The organism is Neobacillus sp. NRS-1170 (assembly GCF_050468025.1).
Genome location: NZ_JBITPF010000097.1, coordinates 1 through 21238, shown reverse-complemented (window position 1 = coordinate 21238; position 21238 = coordinate 1). Strand labels below are relative to the sequence as shown.

The window sequence follows — 21238 nt, the reverse complement described above, 5'->3', positions numbered from 1 at the left end:
TAAAAAGCCTTCATTTTAGAGGAATGAAGGCTTTTTTGCTTTTAATTGTTAATTATTCTTTTCCTTTTCTAATTCCATTAGCTTTTGAATTAGAATATGCTGTGGCATGTGCATAAGCTGTTCAAGAGGAATATTTAATTTTTGTGCAAGTTTTAGGGCGGTATCAGGTGATAATTGTAATGGTTTCATTTGGAATCCTCCATATTAATAGTTGGGATGTGAAAAAAATGACACAAATTTTCGCGCACCGTGGTTACTCTGCTTTATTTGCTGAAAATACAATGGGTGCCTTTATTGAAGCAGAAAAAGCAGGTGCAGACGGTCTAGAACTTGATGTTCAATTAACAAAAGACGGCGAAATTGTCGTCATACATGATGAAAAAGTCGATCGGACAACGACGGGAAAAGGTTTTGTTAAGGATTTTTTATATAAAGATATTAGAAAACTAAACGCCAATAAAAAAGGTCTTAAAAAGGAAGCGATTCCTTCTTTAGCGGAAGTGTTAGATTGGCTTAAAACGAACAAAATGATTTGTAATATTGAGTTAAAAAATGGCCTGATTCCCTATGAAGGCATGGAAGAAAAGGTTGTTAATCTGGTTCGTGAGTATGGTTTATCAGATAGGATCATCATTTCCTCATTTAATCACTATAGTATTGTCCAAAGTTATCGTTTAGCCCCAGAAATTGAAACGGCCCCGCTGCTTATTGAAGCAATCTATATGCCGTGGATTTACTCTAAATCCATTAGGGCAAAAGGATTTCATCCAAGGCATTCTTCGATGTCAGATAATATTATTATCAATACAATGGAAAATGGGATAGCAGTACGGCCTTATACTGTTAATATGGATGCCGATATGCACAGATTCTTTAATATTAATTGTACCGCTTTTATTACTGATGACCCAGTAAAAGCTTTACGAATAAGAAAACAATATGAAAAGAGACCATAACTGGCCTCTTTTTTCATTTTTTAAATTTTGTTTGAACTTTATTTCTTTTTCGATCACGATGGAGGATGAATCCGGCAACAAAACCAAGACCACCAATGAAAAAGACTAATCCAACGAGAAATTGAAGCCATAATTTAGGAAATGGTGCTTGAAGAATCCCGAAGGTCATATCTCGCATCAATTTTATTCCAACCGCAGCCAAAATACCAGGGATCAATACTATGATAAGGGCAATTATCCTGCTCATGAATGAAATCCTTCCAATTTGTAATTTATTAAATAAGCACATCTAGATTATAACTCATGAAAATATTATTACATAGACGAAATTTGTCAAGATAAGAGTTTAGCTATAAAATAGATACTGAAAAAAGTTGCATATTTTTCCTGTGTTGAAATGAAAAGATTTTCTTTATATGAAAGGGTGGGAAAATGCAAAATGTCATGATTGTAGGAGCCGGAAAGGGCGGTACAGCAATCTTGAAAATTTTAAAAGAATCAGAAATGCTAAACCTTCATGCCGTTGTAGATCGAAATTTGGATGCACCAGGTATACTAATGGCACAAGAAGAAGGTATTAAAACAGGGACACATTGGCAGTCTTTTCTCAACGAAAACATAGATATTATTATTGAAGTTACAGGAAACGATGCTGTTTTTCAAGAAATACGGGAAACAAAAAATAAAAAAACAGTATTAATTCCAGGCAGTGTAGCCTTCCTCGTGGCTAGGCTTATGGAAGAAAAAGAAGAGCTCATCGAAAAGCACCAGAATGAATCCTATCAGCAGGAATTAATTTTTAACGCTACAAATGATGGTATGGTTGTCATTGATAAATTTGGAAAGGTCATTTTATTTAATAGACGGGCAGAAGAAATAATGGGAGTCAAGAGAGATGAGGCAATTGGGAAATTTGTCGTTGAAGTTATCCCGCATAGCCGTCTGCCACATATCCTTGAAACCAGAAGGATAGAGTCTAACCAAGAAATGATCTTAGGGAATGGTAAAAAAATTATTACCACACGTATTCCGATTATCGAGGAAAATGGAACCTTAATTGGAGCTTTCGCTGTTTTTAAAGACATTACAGAGGTTGTAAATCTTGCTGAAGAAATCACGGATCTTAAAGAAATCCAAACGATGCTGCAAGCTATAATCCACTCAAGTGATGATGCGATTTCTGTTGTGGATGAAAATGGCCGGGGCCTCCTGATAAACCCTGCATATACCCGAATTACTGGGCTTACACAAGAACAGGTTATCGGCCAGCCGGCAACCACAGATATTTCTGAAGGTGAAAGCATGCACATGAAGGTGCTGCAAACAAGAAGGGCAGTTCGTGGCGTGGCGATGCGAGTCGGCCCGAACAAAAAAGAAGTAATCGTAAATGTAGCACCCATAATCGTAAAGGGGAAATTAAAGGGCAGTGTCGGGGTTATCCATGATATGTCTGAAATGAAATCGCTCAGCAGGGAATTAAGCCGTGCTAGACAGTTGATTCGTAAGCTGGAGGCAAAATACACATTTGAGGATATCATCGGAAAATCGGACGAAATGACCTTGGCGATAGAACAGGCAAAGCTTGGAGCCAAAACTCCTGCAACAGTTCTTCTTCGCGGTGAGTCAGGAACGGGAAAAGAGTTGTTTGCCCATGCCATACATAATGCAAGCGATCGTAAATATAACAAATTTATCCGTGTTAATTGTGCTGCAATATCGGAGTCCTTGCTTGAAAGCGAATTGTTCGGCTACGAAGAAGGAGCTTTTTCTGGTGCAATAAGAGGAGGAAAGACAGGTTTTTTTGAGGAAGCAAATAATGGGAGCATATTTCTCGATGAGATCGGCGAACTATCCGCCAATACTCAGGCAAAACTCCTTAGGGTATTACAGGAAAATGAAATCATCCGAGTGGGTGGAACAAAGCCAATCACCATCAATGTAAGGATTATAGCTGCGACAAATGTCAATTTAGAAAAAGGAATTGCTAAAGGAACGTTTAGGGAAGACTTATATTATCGTTTAAATCGTATGCCGATCCACATTCCTCCGTTAAGAAAACGCAAAGATGAAATTCCGTTATTATGTGAAAGGTTAATTCAAAAAATTAATCGAGATTACGGACGAAATGTTGAAGGAATTACCCAAGCAGCTTTGCTGCAGTTGATGGGGTATGATTGGCCTGGAAATGTAAGAGAATTGGAAAATATTCTTGGCAGAGCGATTATTTTTATGAATTATTATGAAACCTTAATCGACGTCCATCACTTGCCTGAATTAAAAAATAAAAAATCAGGACATGAAATAAATTCAACAAACGAAAGTGAGTCCTTTACATTAGATCGTTCACTTTCCGAAATGATGGAAGAATATGAAGCGAATATTATTCAGCAAACACTAACTCGATTAAAGGGCAATAAAACATTAACAGCTAAAACTCTTGGTTTGTCTGTAAGGAATTTATATTATAAGCTGGAAAAATACAATCTTGAAAAAAATATCATGCAATAAATTTCATGGTGTGAATTTTTTTGCATAGGGGAAATTTGAAAATAAAGCGTTTTCATTGCATTTAAGTTTGGCATGGAACTTGCAATGTAATATATCGGAGTTGCAGAAATAGGAGAAGGGGTTGATGACAACTTGTTGCTTGAATCACTAATTGACAAAGCAACCCAGGTTAGTGCCAAAACAGTGGCCGTTGCAGCTGCAGAGGATGAAGAAGTTATTGAAGCTGTTTTGGATGCTCATAACCGAAATCTCGCAAATTTCATATTATTTGGTGATAAGGAAAAAATCAAAACCATTTTGGAATTAAAAAAACATGATAAAAGAGATTCTAACAATCTGGAGATAATTCATACTGAATCAAACGCATCAGCTGCTGAATTGGCAGTCAAAGCCGTTTTTAACAAACAGGCAGATGTATTGATGAAAGGCAATATTCCAACAAGCACTTTATTAAAAGCCGTTTTAAATAAGGAATATGGACTTCGAACAGGAAATGTACTGTCCCATGTAGCTGTTTTTGAGATACCTGGCTTTGAACGATTTACGATTGTTACAGATGCTGGGATGAATATTACTCCAGATTTAGAACAAAAGGCACAAATTACAAAAAATGCTGTATCCATTGCAAAGTCAATTGGAATTGAATTACCGAAAGTAGCACCTATTGCTGCCGTAGAAGTAGTTAATCCAGTCATGCAGCCTACTTTGGATGCCGCTGCTTTAACGACGATGAATAAACGCGGGCAAATAACTGGTTGCATAGTCGATGGTCCATTGGCGTTAGATAATGCCGTTTCGGAGCTTGCAGCAGAGCATAAAGGAATTCATAGTGAAGTGGCTGGAAAAGCCGATATACTATTAGTACCTACTATTGAGGTGGGTAATGTCTTATATAAATCATTAATTTATTTTGCCAAAGCTAAGGTTGGAGCAGTAATTGCCGGTGCTCGAGCACCGATTGTTCTGACTTCTAGAGCTGATTCTGCGGAAAGTAAATTATATTCGCTTGCGCTGGCACTATGCTGCGTATCAAAATAGAAGGTTAACATCCGAGGAGGAATAAGAAATGGAAATTTTCAAGTACTTAGAGAAATATGATTATGAGCAAGTGGTATTTTGCCAAGATAAGCAGTCAGGATTAAAAGCTATTATTGCTATTCATGATACAACTCTTGGACCAGCATTAGGCGGAACCCGCATGTGGACATATGAATCTGAGGAAGCAGCCATTGAAGATGCTCTTCGTCTCGCAAAAGGAATGACTTATAAAAATGCTGCCGCTGGCTTAAATCTTGGCGGAGGAAAAACAGTTATCATTGGTGACCCTCGCAAGGATAAGAATGAAGAAATGTTCCGTGCCTTTGGCCGATATATTCAGGGGCTGAATGGCCGATATATTACAGCAGAAGACGTTGGTACCACTGTTGCCGATATGGATTTAATCCATGAAGAAACAGATTATGTAACAGGAATTTCACCAGCTTTCGGTTCTTCTGGAAATCCTTCACCGGTAACTGCATTCGGTGTTTACCGAGGAATGAAAGCCGCTGCCAAAGAAGCATTCGGCACAGATTCACTTGAAGGAAAAGTGGTTTCAGTTCAAGGTGTTGGAAATGTTGCCTACACTCTTTGCGAATATTTGCATAAAGAAGGCGCCCAGCTTATTGTAACAGATATTAATAAAGAGGCTGTTAATCGTGCCGTGGAAGCATTTGGTGCACGTGCTGTAGACCCTAATGAAATTTATGGTGTTGAGTGTGATATTTATGCTCCATGTGCTCTTGGGGCAACAATTAATGATGATACTATTCCACAACTAAAGGCAAAGGTAATTGCAGGTTCTGCTAATAATCAATTAAAAGATACCCGTCACGGCGATATCATTCATGAAATGGGAATTGTTTATGCTCCTGATTATGTTATTAATGCCGGCGGAGTCATAAATGTTGCCGACGAGCTTTATGGATACAACCAGGAACGTGCGATGAAAAAAGTTGAACAACTCTATACAACGATTGAAAAAGTAATTGAAATTTCTAAACGTGATGGGATTCCAACATATGTTGCTGCTGATCGGATGGCAGAAGAGAGAATTGCAAAAATACGTAATTCCAGAAGCCAATTCCTGCAAAATGGACATCATATTCTTAGTCATAGAATTTCAAGATAAGCAATTTTTGTGTCATAAGGTTGGGGGAAGAACGCTGAATGGAAATTCAGCGTCTTTGCCTTTCATTAAGAGAAATTGCTCAATTGGAGGTTAAAAAGTTGTCAGATAAAGAATATCGAATTCTCGTCATCAACCCAGGCTCGACATCCACTAAGATTGGGGTTTTCGATAATGAAATTTCCATTTTTGAAAAAACAATCCGCCATGATGCAGATATAATCAATTCTTATTCAAATATTATTGAACAATACGATTTTAGAAAGGCCACTATTTTGGAAACACTGGATAAAGAAGGAATAAATATTTCCAAATTGAGCGCCGTTTGCGGCAGGGGTGGATTACTTCGTCCCATCGAGGGTGGTACCTATGCGGTAAATGACTTAATGCTAAAAGACTTAAGGGCTGGTTTTTCCGGACAGCATGCATCAAACCTTGGCGGTATCATCGCTTTCGAAATTGCGGCAGGTCTTAATATTCCAGCATATATTGTAGATCCGGTTGTTGTCGATGAACTCGATCCAATAGCAAGAATTTCCGGGTTCGCTTTAATTGAAAGAAAAAGTATCTTTCATGCCTTAAATCAAAAGGCAGTTGCAAGAAGAATCGCAAAAGAATTAGGTAAAAAATACAATGAGCTGAACTTAATCGTAACCCATATGGGCGGCGGCATTACCGTTGGTGTTCATAAGCAAGGAAAAGTTATTGATGTAAATAATGGTCTCCACGGTGATGGGCCTTTCAGTCCAGAGCGTGCAGGGACTGTTCCTGCGGGGGACTTAATTGCCCTGTGTTATTCGGGGGAATATTACCGGGAAGAAATTATGAAGAAACTTGTTGGCCAAGGAGGACTTGTTGGATACCTTGGAACGAATGATGCGGTTCAGGTGGAAGAAAGGATTGCTGCTGGTGACAAGGAGGCCAAGCTTGTCTACGATGCAATGGGCTATCAGGTTGCTAAGGAAATTGGGGCAGCAAGTGCCGTATTGGCCGGTAAAGTAGATGCCATTGTGCTAACAGGCGGTCTTGCTTATGGGAAGGGTTTTGTGAAAGAAATATCTGATAGAATAAATTGGATTGCCGATGTTATTATCCATCCTGGTGAAAACGAACTTCAAGCTCTTGCAGAAGGAGCTCTTAGGGTCTTGCGCGGTGAAGAAGAGGTAAGGGTCTACCCAGGGAATTTTACAACAGCTAACATTTAAGAAATTTGGGGAGGAATTTTAAATGGCACAAGAATATGATTTGGTCATTCTTGGCGGTGGAACAGGCGGTTACGTAGCTGCCATTCGCGCTTCTCAGCTTGGCTTAAAAACAGCGATTGTCGAAAAAGGTAAATTAGGCGGAACATGTCTTCATAAAGGCTGTATTCCTAGTAAGGCACTCCTACGAAGTGCAGAAGTTTTCGCAACAGCAAAACATAGTGAGGATTTCGGCGTTTTTACTGGAGATGTTTCCGTTAATTTTACTAAGGTTCAGGAAAGAAAAAATAAAATTATCGATCAGTTACATAAGGGTGTTCAGCATTTAATGAAGCAGGGGAAAATTGATGTCTATGAAGGCCTTGGACGTATACTAGGGCCATCCATTTTTTCACCAATGCCAGGAACGATTTCCGTTGAAATGAATAATGGATCTGATAACGAAATGCTAATTCCGAAAAATGTGATAGTTGCGACTGGATCAAGACCACGAACCCTTCCTGGACTTGAAATTGACGGGAAATATGTCATGTCCTCTGAGGAAGCACTGCAACTCGAGGAGCTTCCAAGCTCGATCATTATTGTCGGCGGCGGTGTAATTGGAATTGAATGGGCATCCATGCTTTCAGATTTCGGGGTAGAAGTAACTGTAATTGAGTATGCTGACCGAATCATTCCGACAGAAGATAAGGAAATCTCTAAGGAAATGCAGCGTTTAATGAAGAAGAAAGGAATTAAACTCGTAACAGGTGCTAAAGTCCTTTCAGAAACACTGATAAAAGATAATGGAGTTGCCATTTCAGCGGAAGTAAAAGGTGCTGTGAAAGAATTTAAAGCCGATAAACTGCTTGTTTCTGTCGGCCGTCAAGCGAATACAGAAGGAATTGGACTTGAGAATACCGAAATACAAGTAGAAAAAGGTTTTATCTTAACAAATGAATTTTACCAAACGAAGGAATCTCATATTTATGCGATTGGTGATGTCATTGGCGGCCTTCAGCTTGCACATGTGGCTAGCCACGAAGGAATAATTGCCGTTGAACATATAGCTGGAAAAGACCCTTCAAATCTTGATTACAATCTAGTTTCAAGATGTATTTATTCAAGCCCTGAAGTATCAAGTGTCGGGATTACAGAGGACCAAGCGATAGAAAAAGGCTTAAAAGTAAAGGTCGGAAAGTTTTCATTTAGGGCAATTGGTAAAGCATTAGTTTTTGGAGAATCGGATGGATTTGTTAAAATTGTTGCAGATGAAGAAACCAATGATATTTTAGGGGTGCATATGATTGGACCTCATGTAACTGATATGATTTCTGAAGCTGGGCTTGCGATGGTTTTAGATGCAACACCATGGGAAATTGGCCACACTATTCATCCGCACCCAACATTATCTGAAGCCATTGGAGAAGCTGCGCTGGCAGTGGACGGAAAAGCGATTCATTCATAATAATGATTTTTTTACGAACAATCGGGAGGTTAGAAATTAATGGTAGAGAAGCGTCATGAAGCTTTAGGGTTAAGCGACGGAAAAGTATTGGAAATGTATGAAACGATGCTTTTAGCCCGCCGCATAGACGAACGGATGTGGCTATTGAATCGTGCCGGGAAAATTCCTTTTGTTATTTCTTGTCAGGGACAGGAAGCAGCTCAAGTTGGTGCAGCATTTGCCCTTGATCGTGATAAGGATTATGTACTGCCATACTATCGCGACATGGGAGTTGTTTTAACATTCGGGATGACTGCAAAAGAACTGATGCTTTCAGGATTTGCTAAAGCGGAAGATCCTAACTCGGGAGGACGGCAAATGCCAGGGCATTTTGGCCAAAAGAAAAACCGGATTGTCACTGGTTCTTCTCCAGTTACTACCCAAGTTCCACACGCAGTAGGTGTTGCTCTGGCTGGGAAAATGGAAAGAAAAGACCTTGTTACGTTTGTTACGTTTGGTGAAGGTTCCTCAAACCAGGGAGATTTCCATGAAGGTGCAAATTTTGCAGGTGTGCATAAGCTTCCAGTCATTTTTATGTGCGAAAACAACAAATATGCTATCTCTGTTCCAATAGAAAAGCAATTGGGCTGTGAAAAGGTTTCTGATCGTGCAATTGGTTACGGAATGCCAGGATTTACTGTTGATGGGAATGATCCATTAGAAGTTTATAAAGTGGTAAAAGAAGCTGCAGACCGAGGTCGCCGCGGCGAGGGAGCTACTTTGATTGAAACTATATCTTACCGTCTGACACCACACTCTTCCGATGATGATGACCGTTCTTATCGGGCGCCGGATGAAGTGGCCAAGGCGAAAACACAGGACCCGATTATCACTTTTGGAGCTTATTTAAAAGAAACCGGAGTATTGAATGACGAGTTGGAAAAAGAAATCAACGACCGTGTGATGAAATTGGTGAATGAAGCAACTGATTATGCTGAAAATGCTCCGTATTCTGCACCAGAAGAAGCTTTGAAATATGTTTATGCGGAGGGAGTATAGGCATGGCAGTAATTTCTTATATTGATGCAGTAACAATGGCCATTCGTGAAGAAATGGAAAGAGATCCCAAGGTATTTGTCCTTGGGGAAGACGTTGGAGTTAAGGGTGGGGTATTTAAGGCTACCCAAGGATTATATGAACAATTTGGTGAAGAACGTGTTATTGATACACCGTTAGCTGAATCAGCCATTGCTGGGGTAGGTATCGGGGCAGCGATGTACGGAATGCGTCCAATTGCGGAAATGCAATTTGCTGATTTTATCATGCCAGCAGTCAATCAAATAATTTCGGAAGCTGCTAAAATTCGTTTTCGTTCCAACAATGACTGGCATTGTCCTATGGTCATTCGTGCACCATATGGCGGGGGAGTTCATGGAGCACTCTATCATTCCCAATCAGTAGAAGCAGTATTTGCGAACCAGCCTGGCTTGAAAATTGTCATGCCTTCTACTCCTTATGATGTTAAAGGTTTATTAAAAGCAGCTATCCGTGATAATGACCCTGTATTGTTTTTTGAACATAAACGGGCCTACCGTTTAATTAAAGGAGAAGTTCCAACGGATGATTATACGCTGCCAATCGGAAAGGCCGATGTAAAGCGTGAAGGAGAAGACATCACCGTCATTACATACGGACTTTGTGTTCATTTTGCCCTTCAAGCAGCTGAAAAATTAGCGAAGGATGGAATTTCTACTCATATTCTTGATCTGCGAACTGTTTATCCACTTGATAAAGAAGCCATCATTGAAGCGGCTTCGAAGACAGGAAAAGTGTTGCTTGTAACTGAGGACAATAAAGAAGGAAGCATTATTAGTGAAGTGTCAGCGATTATTGCCGAAAACTGCTTATTTGAATTAGATGCACCGATTATGCGATTAGCAGGCCCGGATGTACCGGCAATGCCATATTCTCCAACAATGGAAAAGTTCTTTATGGTAAATCCTGATAAAGTGGAAAAAGCAATGCGCGAGCTGGCTGAATATTAATTTTTCTAATGGAATGTTTTTCTTAAGGAGGTTTCACCATTGGTAATTGAACAAATAAAAATGCCGCAGTTAGGCGAAAGTGTTACCGAGGGAACGATAAGCAAGTGGCTCGTTTCTGTCGGAGATAAAGTGAATAAATACGACCCTCTCGCTGAGGTTATGACAGATAAAGTAAACGCGGAGGTTCCTTCCTCCTTTACAGGTGTGATTAAGGAACTAATTGCCGGAGAAGGCGATACATTGGCCGTAGGAGAAATCATTTGTACAATCGAAATTGAAGGCGACAATGGTGCAGAGGTAGCACCAGTTGAACAAAAAACAGCAGCCGCTGAATCAGCCGCAGCTCCTCAAGCGGACCAAGGAAATAAAGCCCGCTACTCACCTGCCGTTCTAAAAATTTCTCAAGAGCACGGCATTGATTTATCACAGGTGTCAGGCACCGGTGCCGGCGGCCGGATTACTCGGAAAGATTTATTAAAACTAATCGAATCCGGAACGATTCCTGCGGCTGGTGCAAAAGTGGAAGAACCACAACAGCCAGCGGCTGTAAAGCAAGAGGTTGTTCAGCCTGCAGCAAAAAGTCAGCCTGTATCACCTGCTGCCGCTGCTCCAGCAGTGAATATCCCGGTGGCCGCAGGTGATATTGAAATTCCGGTAACAGGCATCCGTAAAGCGATTGCTGCCAATATGCTCCGAAGCAAGCATGAAGCACCCCATGCCTGGACGATGGTTGAAGTTGATGCTACAAATCTTGTGGAATACCGAAATTCCCTTAAGGATGAATTCAAGAAAAAAGAAGGCTTCAATTTAACCTTCTTTGCCTTCTTTGTAAAAGCTGTAGCACAAGCACTTAAGGAATTCCCGCAAATCAATTCAATGTGGGCCGGAGACAAAATTATCCAAAAGAAAGATATAAATCTTTCAATTGCTGTTGCTACGGATGATGCTTTATTTGTACCGGTTATTAAAAATGCCGATGAGAAAACAGTTAAAGGAATTGCACGTGAAGTATCCGAATTAGCTGTTAAGGTGAGGACTGGGAAACTTCGTTCAGAAGATATGCAGGGCGGCACGTTTACCGTTAACAACACAGGTTCATTCGGCTCTGTTCAATCAATGGGAATCATTAATTATCCACAAGCGGCAATTCTACAAGTCGAATCCATTGTCAAACGACCTGTTGTAATGAATAATGGCATGATTGCTGTCCGTGACATGGTAAATCTTTGCATGTCACTTGACCACCGCGTATTGGACGGTCTTATCTGTGGCCGCTTCCTCGCACGGGTAAAGGAAATCATTGAAAATACATCAAAATCTACGACATCCATTTATTAAAGAAAAGCCGCTGCCTGCTATGGCGGCGGTTATTTTTATTGCCTGATTTCAATATCTATCCTAAAATAGAATTAATTGAATTTTTATAATTTAATTGAAAGGGGATGAGTGGTTTGGAAAAATTAAGGACTCAAACTTTCCCTCCCAAATCGATTCAAGATTGGGAAGAAAAAGCCGAACAATCCTTAAAAGGAAGAAAAATTGAATCTTTACAAAATACTACATATGAAAACATCATTTTGAAACCGCTTTATTCTCGTAAGGATGAACAGCTAGTTCCTGAATATCCGGGTGGATCAGATTCAAGAAGAGGTATACACCCTTTAGGATATGTGACGAATGAATGGAAGGTTGCACAGCGAATCACAGCTGATACAGCTGGTGACCTGAAAATTAAGCTTCATGAAGCAATAAAAAAAGGACAAACGGCTATTTCATTTGAAGTAAGAGAAGAGCTTTGTGAATCTGAAAGTTTTGCAGATTTATATCAGAAATATCCTTTCGCATTAAATACAAAATGCCTGCAGTCTGATTTTTTAACAAAGTTAGACAGCCAAATTAGTGAAAAGGAAAAGGTTACTGGTTATATTGCAAATGACCTCATTTCTCTTTTTGCAGAAACAGGAATTCTTTCGGAAGAACTCCTCGAAAAGTGGACAGAGGATGTGAAGTATGCAGAAAAGAAATTTCCACAATTACGAAGCATCCTTATAAGCACTACTCCTTATCATAATAGTGGAGCAAATGCTGTCCAAGAGCTGGGAATTGCAGCTGCCACTGGAGTTTTTTATTTACAACAACTTATTGAAAAAGGGATGGACCTTAATTCAATAACCAACAAAATAGTCTTTCAATTTTCAATTGGCAGCAACTTTTTTATGGAAGTAGCGAAGTTGAGGGCAGCCAGAGTCATCTGGGATCGAATATCCGAGCTATATGGTGCTAAAGGTGATTCACGTAAAATGCATATCGCGGCCGAAACTTCCACTTTTACCAAAACAATTACAGATTCACATGTGAATCTTCTTCGTTCTGCAAATGAGGCATTCGCCGCTGTTTTAGGGGGAGCCCAATATTTACAAGTAAGCTCCTTTGACGAAATGACCGGAGCAAACGCTTTCTCTGAACGAATTGCACGAAACATTCAGTTGATTTTAAAGGAAGAGGCCCATTTACAGAAGGTAATTGACCCAGCTGGCGGCTCTTGGTATATTGAAGCGCTGACTAATCAATTAGCTGAAAAAGCATGGAGCTTTTTCCAACAAATTGATGCCAAGGGCGGAATACTTGAAGTCTTAAAATCTAATTGGCTTCAACGAGAGCTCGAGGCTGTTTTTGAAAAGAGAAATACGGATATCCAAACTAGAAAACAGAGTATTATCGGAACAAATGTTTATGCTGCACTTGATGAAAGTTTACCTAATATTCAATCCTCCCAAACAAGTGAATCTCTCAGCAATAAAGATTCACTAGTGATTGAAAGAATTCACCAACGAAGATTATCAGAACCATTTGAAGAGCTGCGATATAAGGCAAAATTAATTGAGGAAAAATCAGGTTCTACTCCTTCTGTAGGCATGATTTGTCTTGGCGAATTGAAACAATACAAAGCAAGACTTGATTTTATGAAAGGTTTCCTAGCGGCCGGAGGCATCAAGGCTGTTGAAAGTAAACCAATCTTCAATCTGGAAGAAGCTAGACAATTTCTAAAAGACCTAGAGACGAATTTTGTTTGCTTCTGTGGCACCAATGAACAATATGAATTGCTAGGTTACCCAATACTGGCTGCCTTAAATGCAGAATTTCCAAATCAGACGTTCCTTTTGGCAGGAATTCCTGAAAAGGAAAGACAGGAAGCGTGTCAAAAGGATGGTGTCGCCCAGTTTGTTCATGTTAAAAGCAACTGCTATGAAACTGTTTCAACCATCCTAGAATCAATGGAGGTGAGCTCAAGTGAAGAAACAAAAGCCTGATTTTCAAAATAAACCGTTATTTGATAATCAAGAATTCCTTTCTAAAGAAGAATGGCTGAAAAAAGCAGAAAAAGAAATCAATGCTTCCATCGATGATTTATTGTTTGAAACCAATGAACAAATTAGTTTAAAACCCATTTATTCAAAAGAAGACCGAGATGGCTTAGAGCATATCGATGACTTGCCAGGGCTCCCGCCATTTACCCGTGGCCCTTATCCGACAATGTATGTGAATCGCCCGTGGACAGTGAGACAGTATGCTGGCTTTTCAACAGCGGAGGAAAGCAATGCTTTTTACCGCAGGAATCTTGCGATGGGACAAAAGGGTCTATCCGTTGCTTTCGATTTGGCAACTCATCGCGGCTATGATTCAGATCATCCGCGCGTTGTTGGAGATGTTGGAAAAGCCGGAGTTGCGATTGATTCTATTCTCGATATGAAAACATTGTTTGATGGCATTCCACTTGATCAAATGTCTGTATCAATGACAATGAACGGTGCAGTCCTTCCGATTTTGGCCTTTTTTATCGTAACTGCTGAAGAGCAGGGTGTCAGTCAGGAGAAGCTTTCCGGAACGATTCAAAACGATATTTTAAAAGAATATATGGTGCGTAACACCTATATCTATCCTCCAGAAATGTCGATGAAAATTATTGCGGATATTTTTGAATACACGTCCAAATATATGCCTAAGTTTAATAGCATCAGCATCTCCGGCTATCATATGCAGGAGGCGGGTGCACCAGCAGATTTAGAATTAGCCTACACCTTAGCAGACGGTTTGGAATATGTAAGGACTGGACTTAAAGCAGGAATCGAAATTGATTCGTTCGCACCAAGACTTTCTTTTTTCTGGGCGATTGGCATGAATTATTTTATGGAAGTAGCAAAAATGCGTGCGGCCCGGCTTATCTGGGCAAAAATGATGAAATCTTTTAATCCGAAAAGTGAAAAATCATTGGCACTCAGAACCCATTCTCAAACCTCTGGCTGGAGCTTGACAGAGCAGGATCCATTTAACAATGTAACCCGGACGTTAATTGAAGCACATGCGGCAGCGATGGGGCATACGCAATCCCTTCATACAAATGCGCTAGATGAAGCTATTGCCTTGCCAACTGACTTCTCCGCAAGAATTGCCCGGAACACTCAGCTGTTTCTACAGGAAGAAACCGGTATTACAAACGTGATTGATCCATGGGCAGGTTCCTTTTATGTTGAGAAATTAACCGATGAATTAGTGCAAAGAGCTTGGACACATATTGAAGAAATTGAAAAACTTGGCGGCATGGCAAAAGCGATTGAAACCGGACTTCCAAAAATGCGGATTGAAGAGGCAGCTGCCAAAAGGCAGGCGCAAATTGATTCAGGTAAAGAGACGATCATAGGTGTAAACCGATACCGTCTTGAAAAAGAGGAAGCAATTGATATTCTTGATATCGATAATACGGCTGTTCGCTTAAAGCAAATTGAAAAATTAAATGCATTAAAGATGAACCGGGATGATGAAAAGGTTAATGAAGCTTTGGCTGCCCTAACGAAAGCAGCTGAAACAGGTGAACGGAATCTATTGGAACTCGCTGTCCAAGCTGCAAGGGCAAGGGCAACACTAGGCGAAATTTCTGATGCAATTGAAAAAGTGGCAAGCCGTCATAAAGCGGTAATCCGCTCAATTAGCGGTGTTTACAGCCAAGCGTTTACCAATGAAGAAGAAATTGCCGCAGTGAAAGAAATGACAGACGAATTCCTTGAAAATGAAGGCAGAAGACCAAGAATTTTGATTGCGAAAATGGGGCAGGACGGTCATGACCGCGGTGCCAAGGTTATTGCGACAGCTTTTGCGGATCTTGGGTTTGATGTAGATATCGGCCCTTTATTTCAAACTCCCGAGGAATCAGCTATGCAGGCAGTTGAAAACGATGTACATGTAATCGGTATGAGCTCACTGGCTGCAGGACATAAAACATTACTTCCGCAGCTTGCCAGCGAATTAAAAAAGCTCGGCAGAGAGGATATTTTAATTGTTATCGGCGGTGTCATTCCAGCTCAGGATTACCAATTTTTATATGACAATGGTGCAGCGGCCATTTTCGGTCCTGGAACTATTATTCCTGTTGCAGCCGGGAAAGTAATCAAGGAGATTTATAAACAGCTTGGTTATGAGGAAGTGGCACAGTAAATGGACGGGGATAAGAGACCAGAATGGAGCGATCCAAACGAGCCTGATAAATTTTCAAGCATTATTCGTAAAGGCCAAATACAAGAAGGGCAAGAAATTTCCATTCAAAAAAATATGCGGTTTCAAAAGCGCAAATCGAGCGAGCCCTCAGTCGAAGAATTATTTGATGGGGTGCTGTCAGGAAACAGAAGCCAGCTTGCCCGTGCGATTACCCTGGTTGAAAGTAATGCGGAACAGCATTTTCATAAGGCCCAAGAGCTCCTTCAAAAACTTTTAACACATACCAGTAATTCGGTTCGGATTGGAATTACAGGTGTCCCTGGAGCAGGAAAAAGCACTTTTATAGAAGCATTTGGTACGTTTCTATGTGAGTTAGGCCTCCAAGTTGCTGTGTTAGCCATTGACCCATCCTCTAGCATTAGCGGAGGCAGCATTCTAGGAGATAAAACGCGGATGGAGCAGCTTTCCCGAAATCCAAGGGCCTTTATTCGACCTTCCCCAACCGCAGGGAAGCTAGGAGGAGTGCACCGAAAAACAAGGGAAGCGCTGCTGATATGTGAGGCTGCCGGGTATGACGTTATCTTGATTGAAACTGTCGGTGTCGGTCAAAGTGAAACCATCATTAGAGATATGGTAGACTTCTTTATGCTCCTAGTTTTAACAGGGGCAGGAGATGAATTGCAGGGGATGAAGAAGGGAATCATGGAACTTGCCGATGCGATAATTGTTCACAAGGCTGATGGAGCAAATCAACCAAAAGCAGAGCAGACAAAAAAAGAATACAACCGTATTCTCCATTTCCTTCAGCCTGCCACGAAGGGCTGGAACACCAAAGCCTATACTTGTTCGTCCTTAACTGGAGATGGTATTAAAAATATTTGGAATGTCATAAAAGAATTTGAAGCATCAGGGAAATTAACAGGTGTTTTTAACGAAAGAAGAAATGGTCAGCAGCGGGATTGGCTTTATTCCATGATTACAGATCAGCTTCAATACAGCTTTTTCCATCATCCGGCGGTAAAACTGAAATTACCCCAACTGGAAAACGAAGTCATTGCCGGTGAAAAAACGGCGGCCTCTGCCGTGGAAGCCTTATTCGATGCGTTTTTGAATAAAAAAGTTTAGTGGTCGATTGGTTTATTTGAAAAAAACACTTTTTTACTGTTATCATATAGTTATAAGGACATAGAAGGAGTGAAGTTGATGAGCATGGATTTTAACTTTTTCATGAATGATGTAGTTAAACAGGCACGCCAAGAAATCGCGGCGGCTGGCTATAAAGAGCTTAAAACACCTGAAGAGGTGGAAGCTGCACTTGAACAAAAAGGAACAACCTTAGTAATGATTAATTCTGTCTGCGGCTGCGCAGGCGGGATTGCCCGCCCTGCAGCGGAACATGCCTTGCATTATGATAAACGTCCAGACCATCTTGTCACCGTTTTTGCCGGCCAGGATAAGGAAGCAACGGAAAAAGCAAGAGGTTATTTCACCGGATATCCACCATCCTCTCCGTCATTTGCTTTATTAAAAGACGGAAAGATTGTCTCCATGGTTGAACGCCATCAAATTGAAGGCTACGATCCGGCAACGGTGGTTGCAAAGCTTCAAAATGAATTCGAACAGCACTGTGACGAAGTATAGCGAATAAAATGGAAAGGTCAAATCGTGAATCGATTTGGCCTTTTTTATTGTCGAATCTTCCTTTATCGTGTATATTTATTAATTATTTCGTAATTTTAATCACTTCGAAGGGGAGTTTTTGATATGAAGGACTTATTAAAAAGTTATTTAGAAAACATTCAAAATAAATTATGGGAGATTAGTGATACCTTGTACCATAATCCAGAATTGGGTGACCAAGAATTTAAATCCATGCAGCGATTAGTGGATTTTCTTGAAGAAAATCAATTTACAGTTGAAAAAGGGATTGTTGACAGGCCAACTGCCTTTAAAGCTGTGTATGATAGCAAGAAAGATGGACCAACTATTGCTTATTTATCAGAATATGATGCTTTGCCTGAGATAGGGCATGGATGCGGCCATAATATGATTGGAACGATGAGTGCAGGTGCAGGTGTTCTTTTAAGCAAGGTTGTTGATGAAATTGGCGGAAGGGTTGTTGTATTAGGTACTCCGGCAGAAGAAACAAATGGCGCAAAAGTTCCAATGGCAGAACAGGGAATCTTTGATGATATCGATGCAGCAATGATTTTGCATCCAGCTGATGAATCTTATGAAAGCGGTGATTCACTTGCAATGGATGCCATACAATTTGAATATAAAGGCAGAACAAGCCATGCAGCCGCTTCTCCTGAAAAGGGAATTAACGCACTTGATGCTGTACTACAATTATTTAACGGGATAAATGCTCTTAGACAGCATGTCACTTCAGATGTTAGAATACACGGAATCATTAAAGAGGGCGGGGTTGCGGCCAATATTGTCCCAGATAAAGCGATAGCCCAATTTTATGTCCGTGCCAGCAACCGCAGCTACTTAAACGAGGTTGTTGAAAAGGTAAAGAACATAGCAAAGGGTGCTTCTTCAATGACTGGGGCGGAACTCGAGATTAGTAATTACGAATTGAGCTATGACAATATGGTAACGAACAATACCTTATCTCAGTTGTTTACAAACAATCTTCTATCAACTGATGTAAAAGAGGTAAAAAAAGCTAAAAATTCTTATGGTTCCATTGATATGGGAAATGTGAGTCACGTGGTTCCTGCCATTCATCCGTATATCGGACTTGATTCTCCTGGATTAATCGCACATACAAGGGAATTTGCGGACTTAACTATTACTGACAACTCTCATAAGATTCTTTCTAATGGTGCCTTAGCCCTTGCCTTAACTGGTTTTGATGTAATAACCAATAAAGATGTATTAGAAAAAATAAAAAATGAATTTCGTCAGCAGATAGTTAGTGAGGCATAAATATTAGCAGTACCTCTCTTTAATGAGAGGTACATTTTTATTTTAATAAATCATTTTACATAAAAATACTATTAATGTTTAATCTATTTAATATAATTGTAACGGAATTATTTGAATATTTTTATATTGAAAAAATATCTTTTCAAAATAAAACTCATGTGTTATTATTCGTTTTGTTGAATAAAAATTCAAGTTGTTATAAAAAAATACCTTTATAATATAGGAGGAGACATCATGAAAAAGACGATCTTAACATTAACTCTTATCTTAACTTTAGTTGTTCTAGCTGCATGCGGCCAAACTAATAAGGACGGAGCAAATGGAGGAAAAACCAAAGACGAGAAAGTATTAACGATGGCAACATCTGCTGATTTTGCTCCATTTGAATCAAGAGATCCATCCGGCAAGGTTGAAGGATTTGATATTGACTTGGCGAATGCTATTGCAAAGGAATTAGGTTATAAATTAGAAATTAAAGACATGAAGTTTGATGGCTTAATCGGTGCCTTACAAGCTAAGCGAGTAGATATGGTTCTTGCTGGTATGTCTGCAACAGAAAAGCGCAAGAAAAATGTTGATTTTTCAACTCCTTATAACCATTCAGGTGAAATGTTCTTAACATTAAAAAATGCTAATATTAAAACAATCGATGATCTAAAAGGAAAAACAGTTGGAGTCCAGTTAGGCACGATTCAAGAAGAAGGGGCAAAAGTACTTCAAAAAAAGGTTGATTTTACTATTAAGCCACTTGATAATGCCACAACTTTAATTCAAGAACTATTATCTAACCGAATTCAAGTCGCCTATTTAGATAAATCAGTTGCTACAGGGTACATTAAGGAACAAGGGTTAGCTGGATTTGATGATCCAACAACAAGTTCTCCAGGAATGGCAGTTGCATTTCCTAAAGGCAGTGACATGATTGACGATGTAAATAAGGTTCTTAAAAACATGGAGGAGAACGGTAAACTCCAGGAATTAAAAGATAAGTGGTTAAAAGATCAACAATAATTAAAATATTGAAGTGAGGTGTAAGGCATGAATTTGGATTTTACCCAAATTGTGCCTTATATTCCTTTTATCCTAAAAGGAATATGGGTTACATTAAAATTTGTTGTTTTTTCGATAATTTTTGGTTTTGTTCTGGGGACTATTTTAGCCTTGTTTAAGATTTCACGGAACAAAGCATTGAATTTTTTGGGAGATGCCTATACATCTATTTTTCGTGGTACACCATTAATTTTGCAATTAATGCTTATCTATTTTGCTATTCCACAATTAACTGGTTATGACATCTCACCATTTTTATCATCAATTTTAGCATTTGGACTAAATTCATCTGCCTATGTTTCAGAAATTATCAGGGCAGGAATTCAAGCGGTAGATAAAGGCCAAACTGAAGCTGCGCAAGCACTGGGAGTCCCTTATCGTTTAATGATGAAGGATCTAATTTTGCCCCAAGCGTTAAAAAATATATTACCTGCACTTATGAACGAGTTTATTACCTTAACAAAAGAATCAGCTATTGTTTCAACAATTGGTTATTTAGATTTAATGCGCCGTGCTCAGGTTGTTGGAGCAGATACCTATCGGAACTTTGAGCCTTTGATATTTGTTGGTTTAATTTATTGGATTTTAGTTATGGGATTAACACTTGCTGGTAAACGAGTTGAAAGGAGGATGAAATTTAGTGATTAAAGTAGAAAACCTCTTTAAACAATTCGGAGAACATGAAGTCCTAAAAAATATTTCTACCCATATTGATAGTGGGGAAGTTGTTTCCATTATCGGACCATCAGGTTCGGGCAAGTCCACCTTCCTTCGTTGTTTGAATTTGTTGGAGACACCAACGCAAGGGAAGGTCTGGATAAATAATCAAGAGATTACCGACAGGAAAACGAATATCATGAAAGTTCGTGAACAAATTGGTATGGTTTTTCAGCACTTTTATTTATTTCCCCATTTGACAGTTTTAGAAAACTTAACCTACGCACCGATGAAGGTTAAAGGGGAATCAAGGGAAACTGCTGAAAAAAAAGCTAGGGAATTGCTGGCTAAAGTTGGTCTTTCCGAAAAAGAGAAAGCTTATCCAAATAATCTTTCAGGCGGACAGAAGCAGCGTGTTGCCATTGCTCGTGCTTTGGCAATGGAACCAAAGCTGATGTTGTTTGATGAACCTACTTCAGCGCTTGACCCAGAAATGGTAAAAGAAGTTTTAAACGTTATGAAAGACCTGGCACAATCAGGAATGACCATGGCTATTGTAACCCATGAAATGGGATTTGCACGGGAGGTTTCTGACCGCATCATGTTTCTGGATGAAGGAAAATTATTAGAAGAAGGCTCTCCTAATGAATTTTTTAATAATCCTCGTACAACCAGAGCAAAGGACTTTCTGGAAAAAGTGTTATAATTATATTAATGAAGTTAAAAGATGGTCATATTGATCATCTTTTTATTTAGGCTAAATTAATGCAATTTTTGATATTTAACACTGTTGATTGGAG

The 21238-nt window shown here is 39.6% G+C and carries 19 protein-coding genes; 17 read left to right on the top strand and 2 right to left on the bottom strand.

Annotation, left to right across the window (positions count from 1 at the left end):
• Positions 1 to 48: 48 nt before the first annotated feature.
• Positions 49 to 189, bottom strand: coding sequence for a YycC family protein (locus ACIFOT_RS30660; RefSeq protein WP_430072305.1), 141 nt, complete (start codon positions 187 to 189; stop codon positions 49 to 51).
• Between the two features lie 38 nt (positions 190 to 227).
• Between ACIFOT_RS30660 and ACIFOT_RS30655 the strand changes: the two genes are divergently transcribed.
• Entirely contained in the window at positions 228 to 956 is a 729-nt protein-coding gene (locus tag ACIFOT_RS30655; protein WP_430072302.1) for a glycerophosphodiester phosphodiesterase, read from the top strand.
• Positions 957 to 969: 13 nt separating this feature from the next.
• On the opposite strand, the gene ACIFOT_RS30650 is transcribed toward ACIFOT_RS30655, so the two are convergent.
• Entirely contained in the window at positions 970 to 1203 is a 234-nt protein-coding gene (locus ACIFOT_RS30650) for a DUF2627 domain-containing protein (RefSeq protein ID WP_430072299.1), read from the bottom strand.
• Between the two features lie 185 nt (positions 1204 to 1388).
• Here ACIFOT_RS30650 and ACIFOT_RS30645 point away from each other — a divergent pair, with 185 nt between their 5' ends.
• From ACIFOT_RS30645 to ACIFOT_RS30570, 16 genes are all read left to right on the top strand, one after another.
• Positions 1389 to 3464 (top strand): sigma 54-interacting transcriptional regulator, encoded by a 2076-nt coding sequence (locus tag ACIFOT_RS30645; RefSeq protein ID WP_430072296.1) that lies wholly within the window; start codon positions 1389 to 1391, stop codon positions 3462 to 3464.
• 132 nt (positions 3465 to 3596) lie between these two features.
• Positions 3597 to 4502 (top strand): phosphate butyryltransferase, encoded by a 906-nt coding sequence (yqiS, locus tag ACIFOT_RS30640; protein WP_430072293.1) that lies wholly within the window; start codon positions 3597 to 3599, stop codon positions 4500 to 4502.
• A gap of 28 nt (positions 4503 to 4530) precedes the next feature.
• Complete coding sequence (gene bcd / locus ACIFOT_RS30635; RefSeq protein WP_430072290.1) at positions 4531 to 5634, top strand: branched-chain amino acid dehydrogenase; 1104 nt, start codon at positions 4531 to 4533, stop codon at positions 5632 to 5634.
• A 98-nt stretch (positions 5635 to 5732) separates the two neighbouring features.
• A complete protein-coding gene (gene buk, locus ACIFOT_RS30630; RefSeq protein ID WP_430072364.1) occupies positions 5733 to 6836 on the top strand; it encodes a butyrate kinase in 1104 nt (367 codons plus the stop codon).
• 22 nt (positions 6837 to 6858) lie between these two features.
• Positions 6859 to 8280, top strand: coding sequence for a dihydrolipoyl dehydrogenase (gene lpdA, locus ACIFOT_RS30625; protein ID WP_430072287.1), 1422 nt, complete (start codon positions 6859 to 6861; stop codon positions 8278 to 8280).
• 39 nt (positions 8281 to 8319) lie between these two features.
• On the top strand, positions 8320 to 9318 hold the full coding sequence (locus ACIFOT_RS30620) for a thiamine pyrophosphate-dependent dehydrogenase E1 component subunit alpha (RefSeq protein ID WP_430072284.1): 999 nt from the start codon (positions 8320 to 8322) through the stop codon (positions 9316 to 9318).
• A 2-nt stretch (positions 9319 to 9320) separates the two neighbouring features.
• Positions 9321 to 10304 carry an alpha-ketoacid dehydrogenase subunit beta gene (locus ACIFOT_RS30615; protein WP_223591496.1) on the top strand — a complete coding sequence of 328 codons (984 nt, stop codon included), beginning with the start codon at positions 9321 to 9323 and terminating at the stop codon, positions 10302 to 10304.
• Positions 10305 to 10343: 39 nt separating this feature from the next.
• On the top strand, positions 10344 to 11642 hold the full coding sequence (locus ACIFOT_RS30610; protein WP_430072280.1) for a dihydrolipoamide acetyltransferase family protein: 1299 nt from the start codon (positions 10344 to 10346) through the stop codon (positions 11640 to 11642).
• A gap of 104 nt (positions 11643 to 11746) precedes the next feature.
• Entirely contained in the window at positions 11747 to 13615 is a 1869-nt protein-coding gene (locus ACIFOT_RS30605; RefSeq protein ID WP_430072278.1) for a methylmalonyl-CoA mutase family protein, read from the top strand.
• On the top strand, positions 13596 to 15794 hold the full coding sequence (gene scpA / locus ACIFOT_RS30600; RefSeq protein WP_430072276.1) for a methylmalonyl-CoA mutase: 2199 nt from the start codon (positions 13596 to 13598) through the stop codon (positions 15792 to 15794). Before ACIFOT_RS30605 ends, scpA begins: the two co-directional genes overlap by 20 nt.
• Positions 15795 to 16919, top strand: coding sequence for a methylmalonyl Co-A mutase-associated GTPase MeaB (gene meaB, locus ACIFOT_RS30595; RefSeq protein WP_430072273.1), 1125 nt, complete (start codon positions 15795 to 15797; stop codon positions 16917 to 16919).
• Between the two features lie 78 nt (positions 16920 to 16997).
• Positions 16998 to 17435, top strand: a complete 438-nt coding sequence (locus ACIFOT_RS30590) for a BrxA/BrxB family bacilliredoxin (RefSeq protein WP_430072270.1) — start codon at positions 16998 to 17000, stop codon at positions 17433 to 17435.
• Positions 17436 to 17558: 123 nt separating this feature from the next.
• Positions 17559 to 18731, top strand: a complete 1173-nt coding sequence (locus tag ACIFOT_RS30585; RefSeq protein WP_430072267.1) for a M20 family metallopeptidase — start codon at positions 17559 to 17561, stop codon at positions 18729 to 18731.
• 234 nt (positions 18732 to 18965) lie between these two features.
• Positions 18966 to 19742 (top strand): ABC transporter substrate-binding protein, encoded by a 777-nt coding sequence (locus ACIFOT_RS30580; protein ID WP_430072264.1) that lies wholly within the window; start codon positions 18966 to 18968, stop codon positions 19740 to 19742.
• Between the two features lie 27 nt (positions 19743 to 19769).
• Positions 19770 to 20429: an amino acid ABC transporter permease gene (locus ACIFOT_RS30575; protein WP_430072262.1), complete on the top strand. Its 660-nt coding sequence runs from the start codon at positions 19770 to 19772 to the stop codon at positions 20427 to 20429.
• A complete protein-coding gene (locus tag ACIFOT_RS30570; protein WP_430072259.1) occupies positions 20422 to 21144 on the top strand; it encodes an amino acid ABC transporter ATP-binding protein in 723 nt (240 codons plus the stop codon). The genes ACIFOT_RS30575 and ACIFOT_RS30570 overlap by 8 nt, the downstream gene beginning before the upstream one ends.
• Positions 21145 to 21238: the final 94 nt, after the last annotated feature.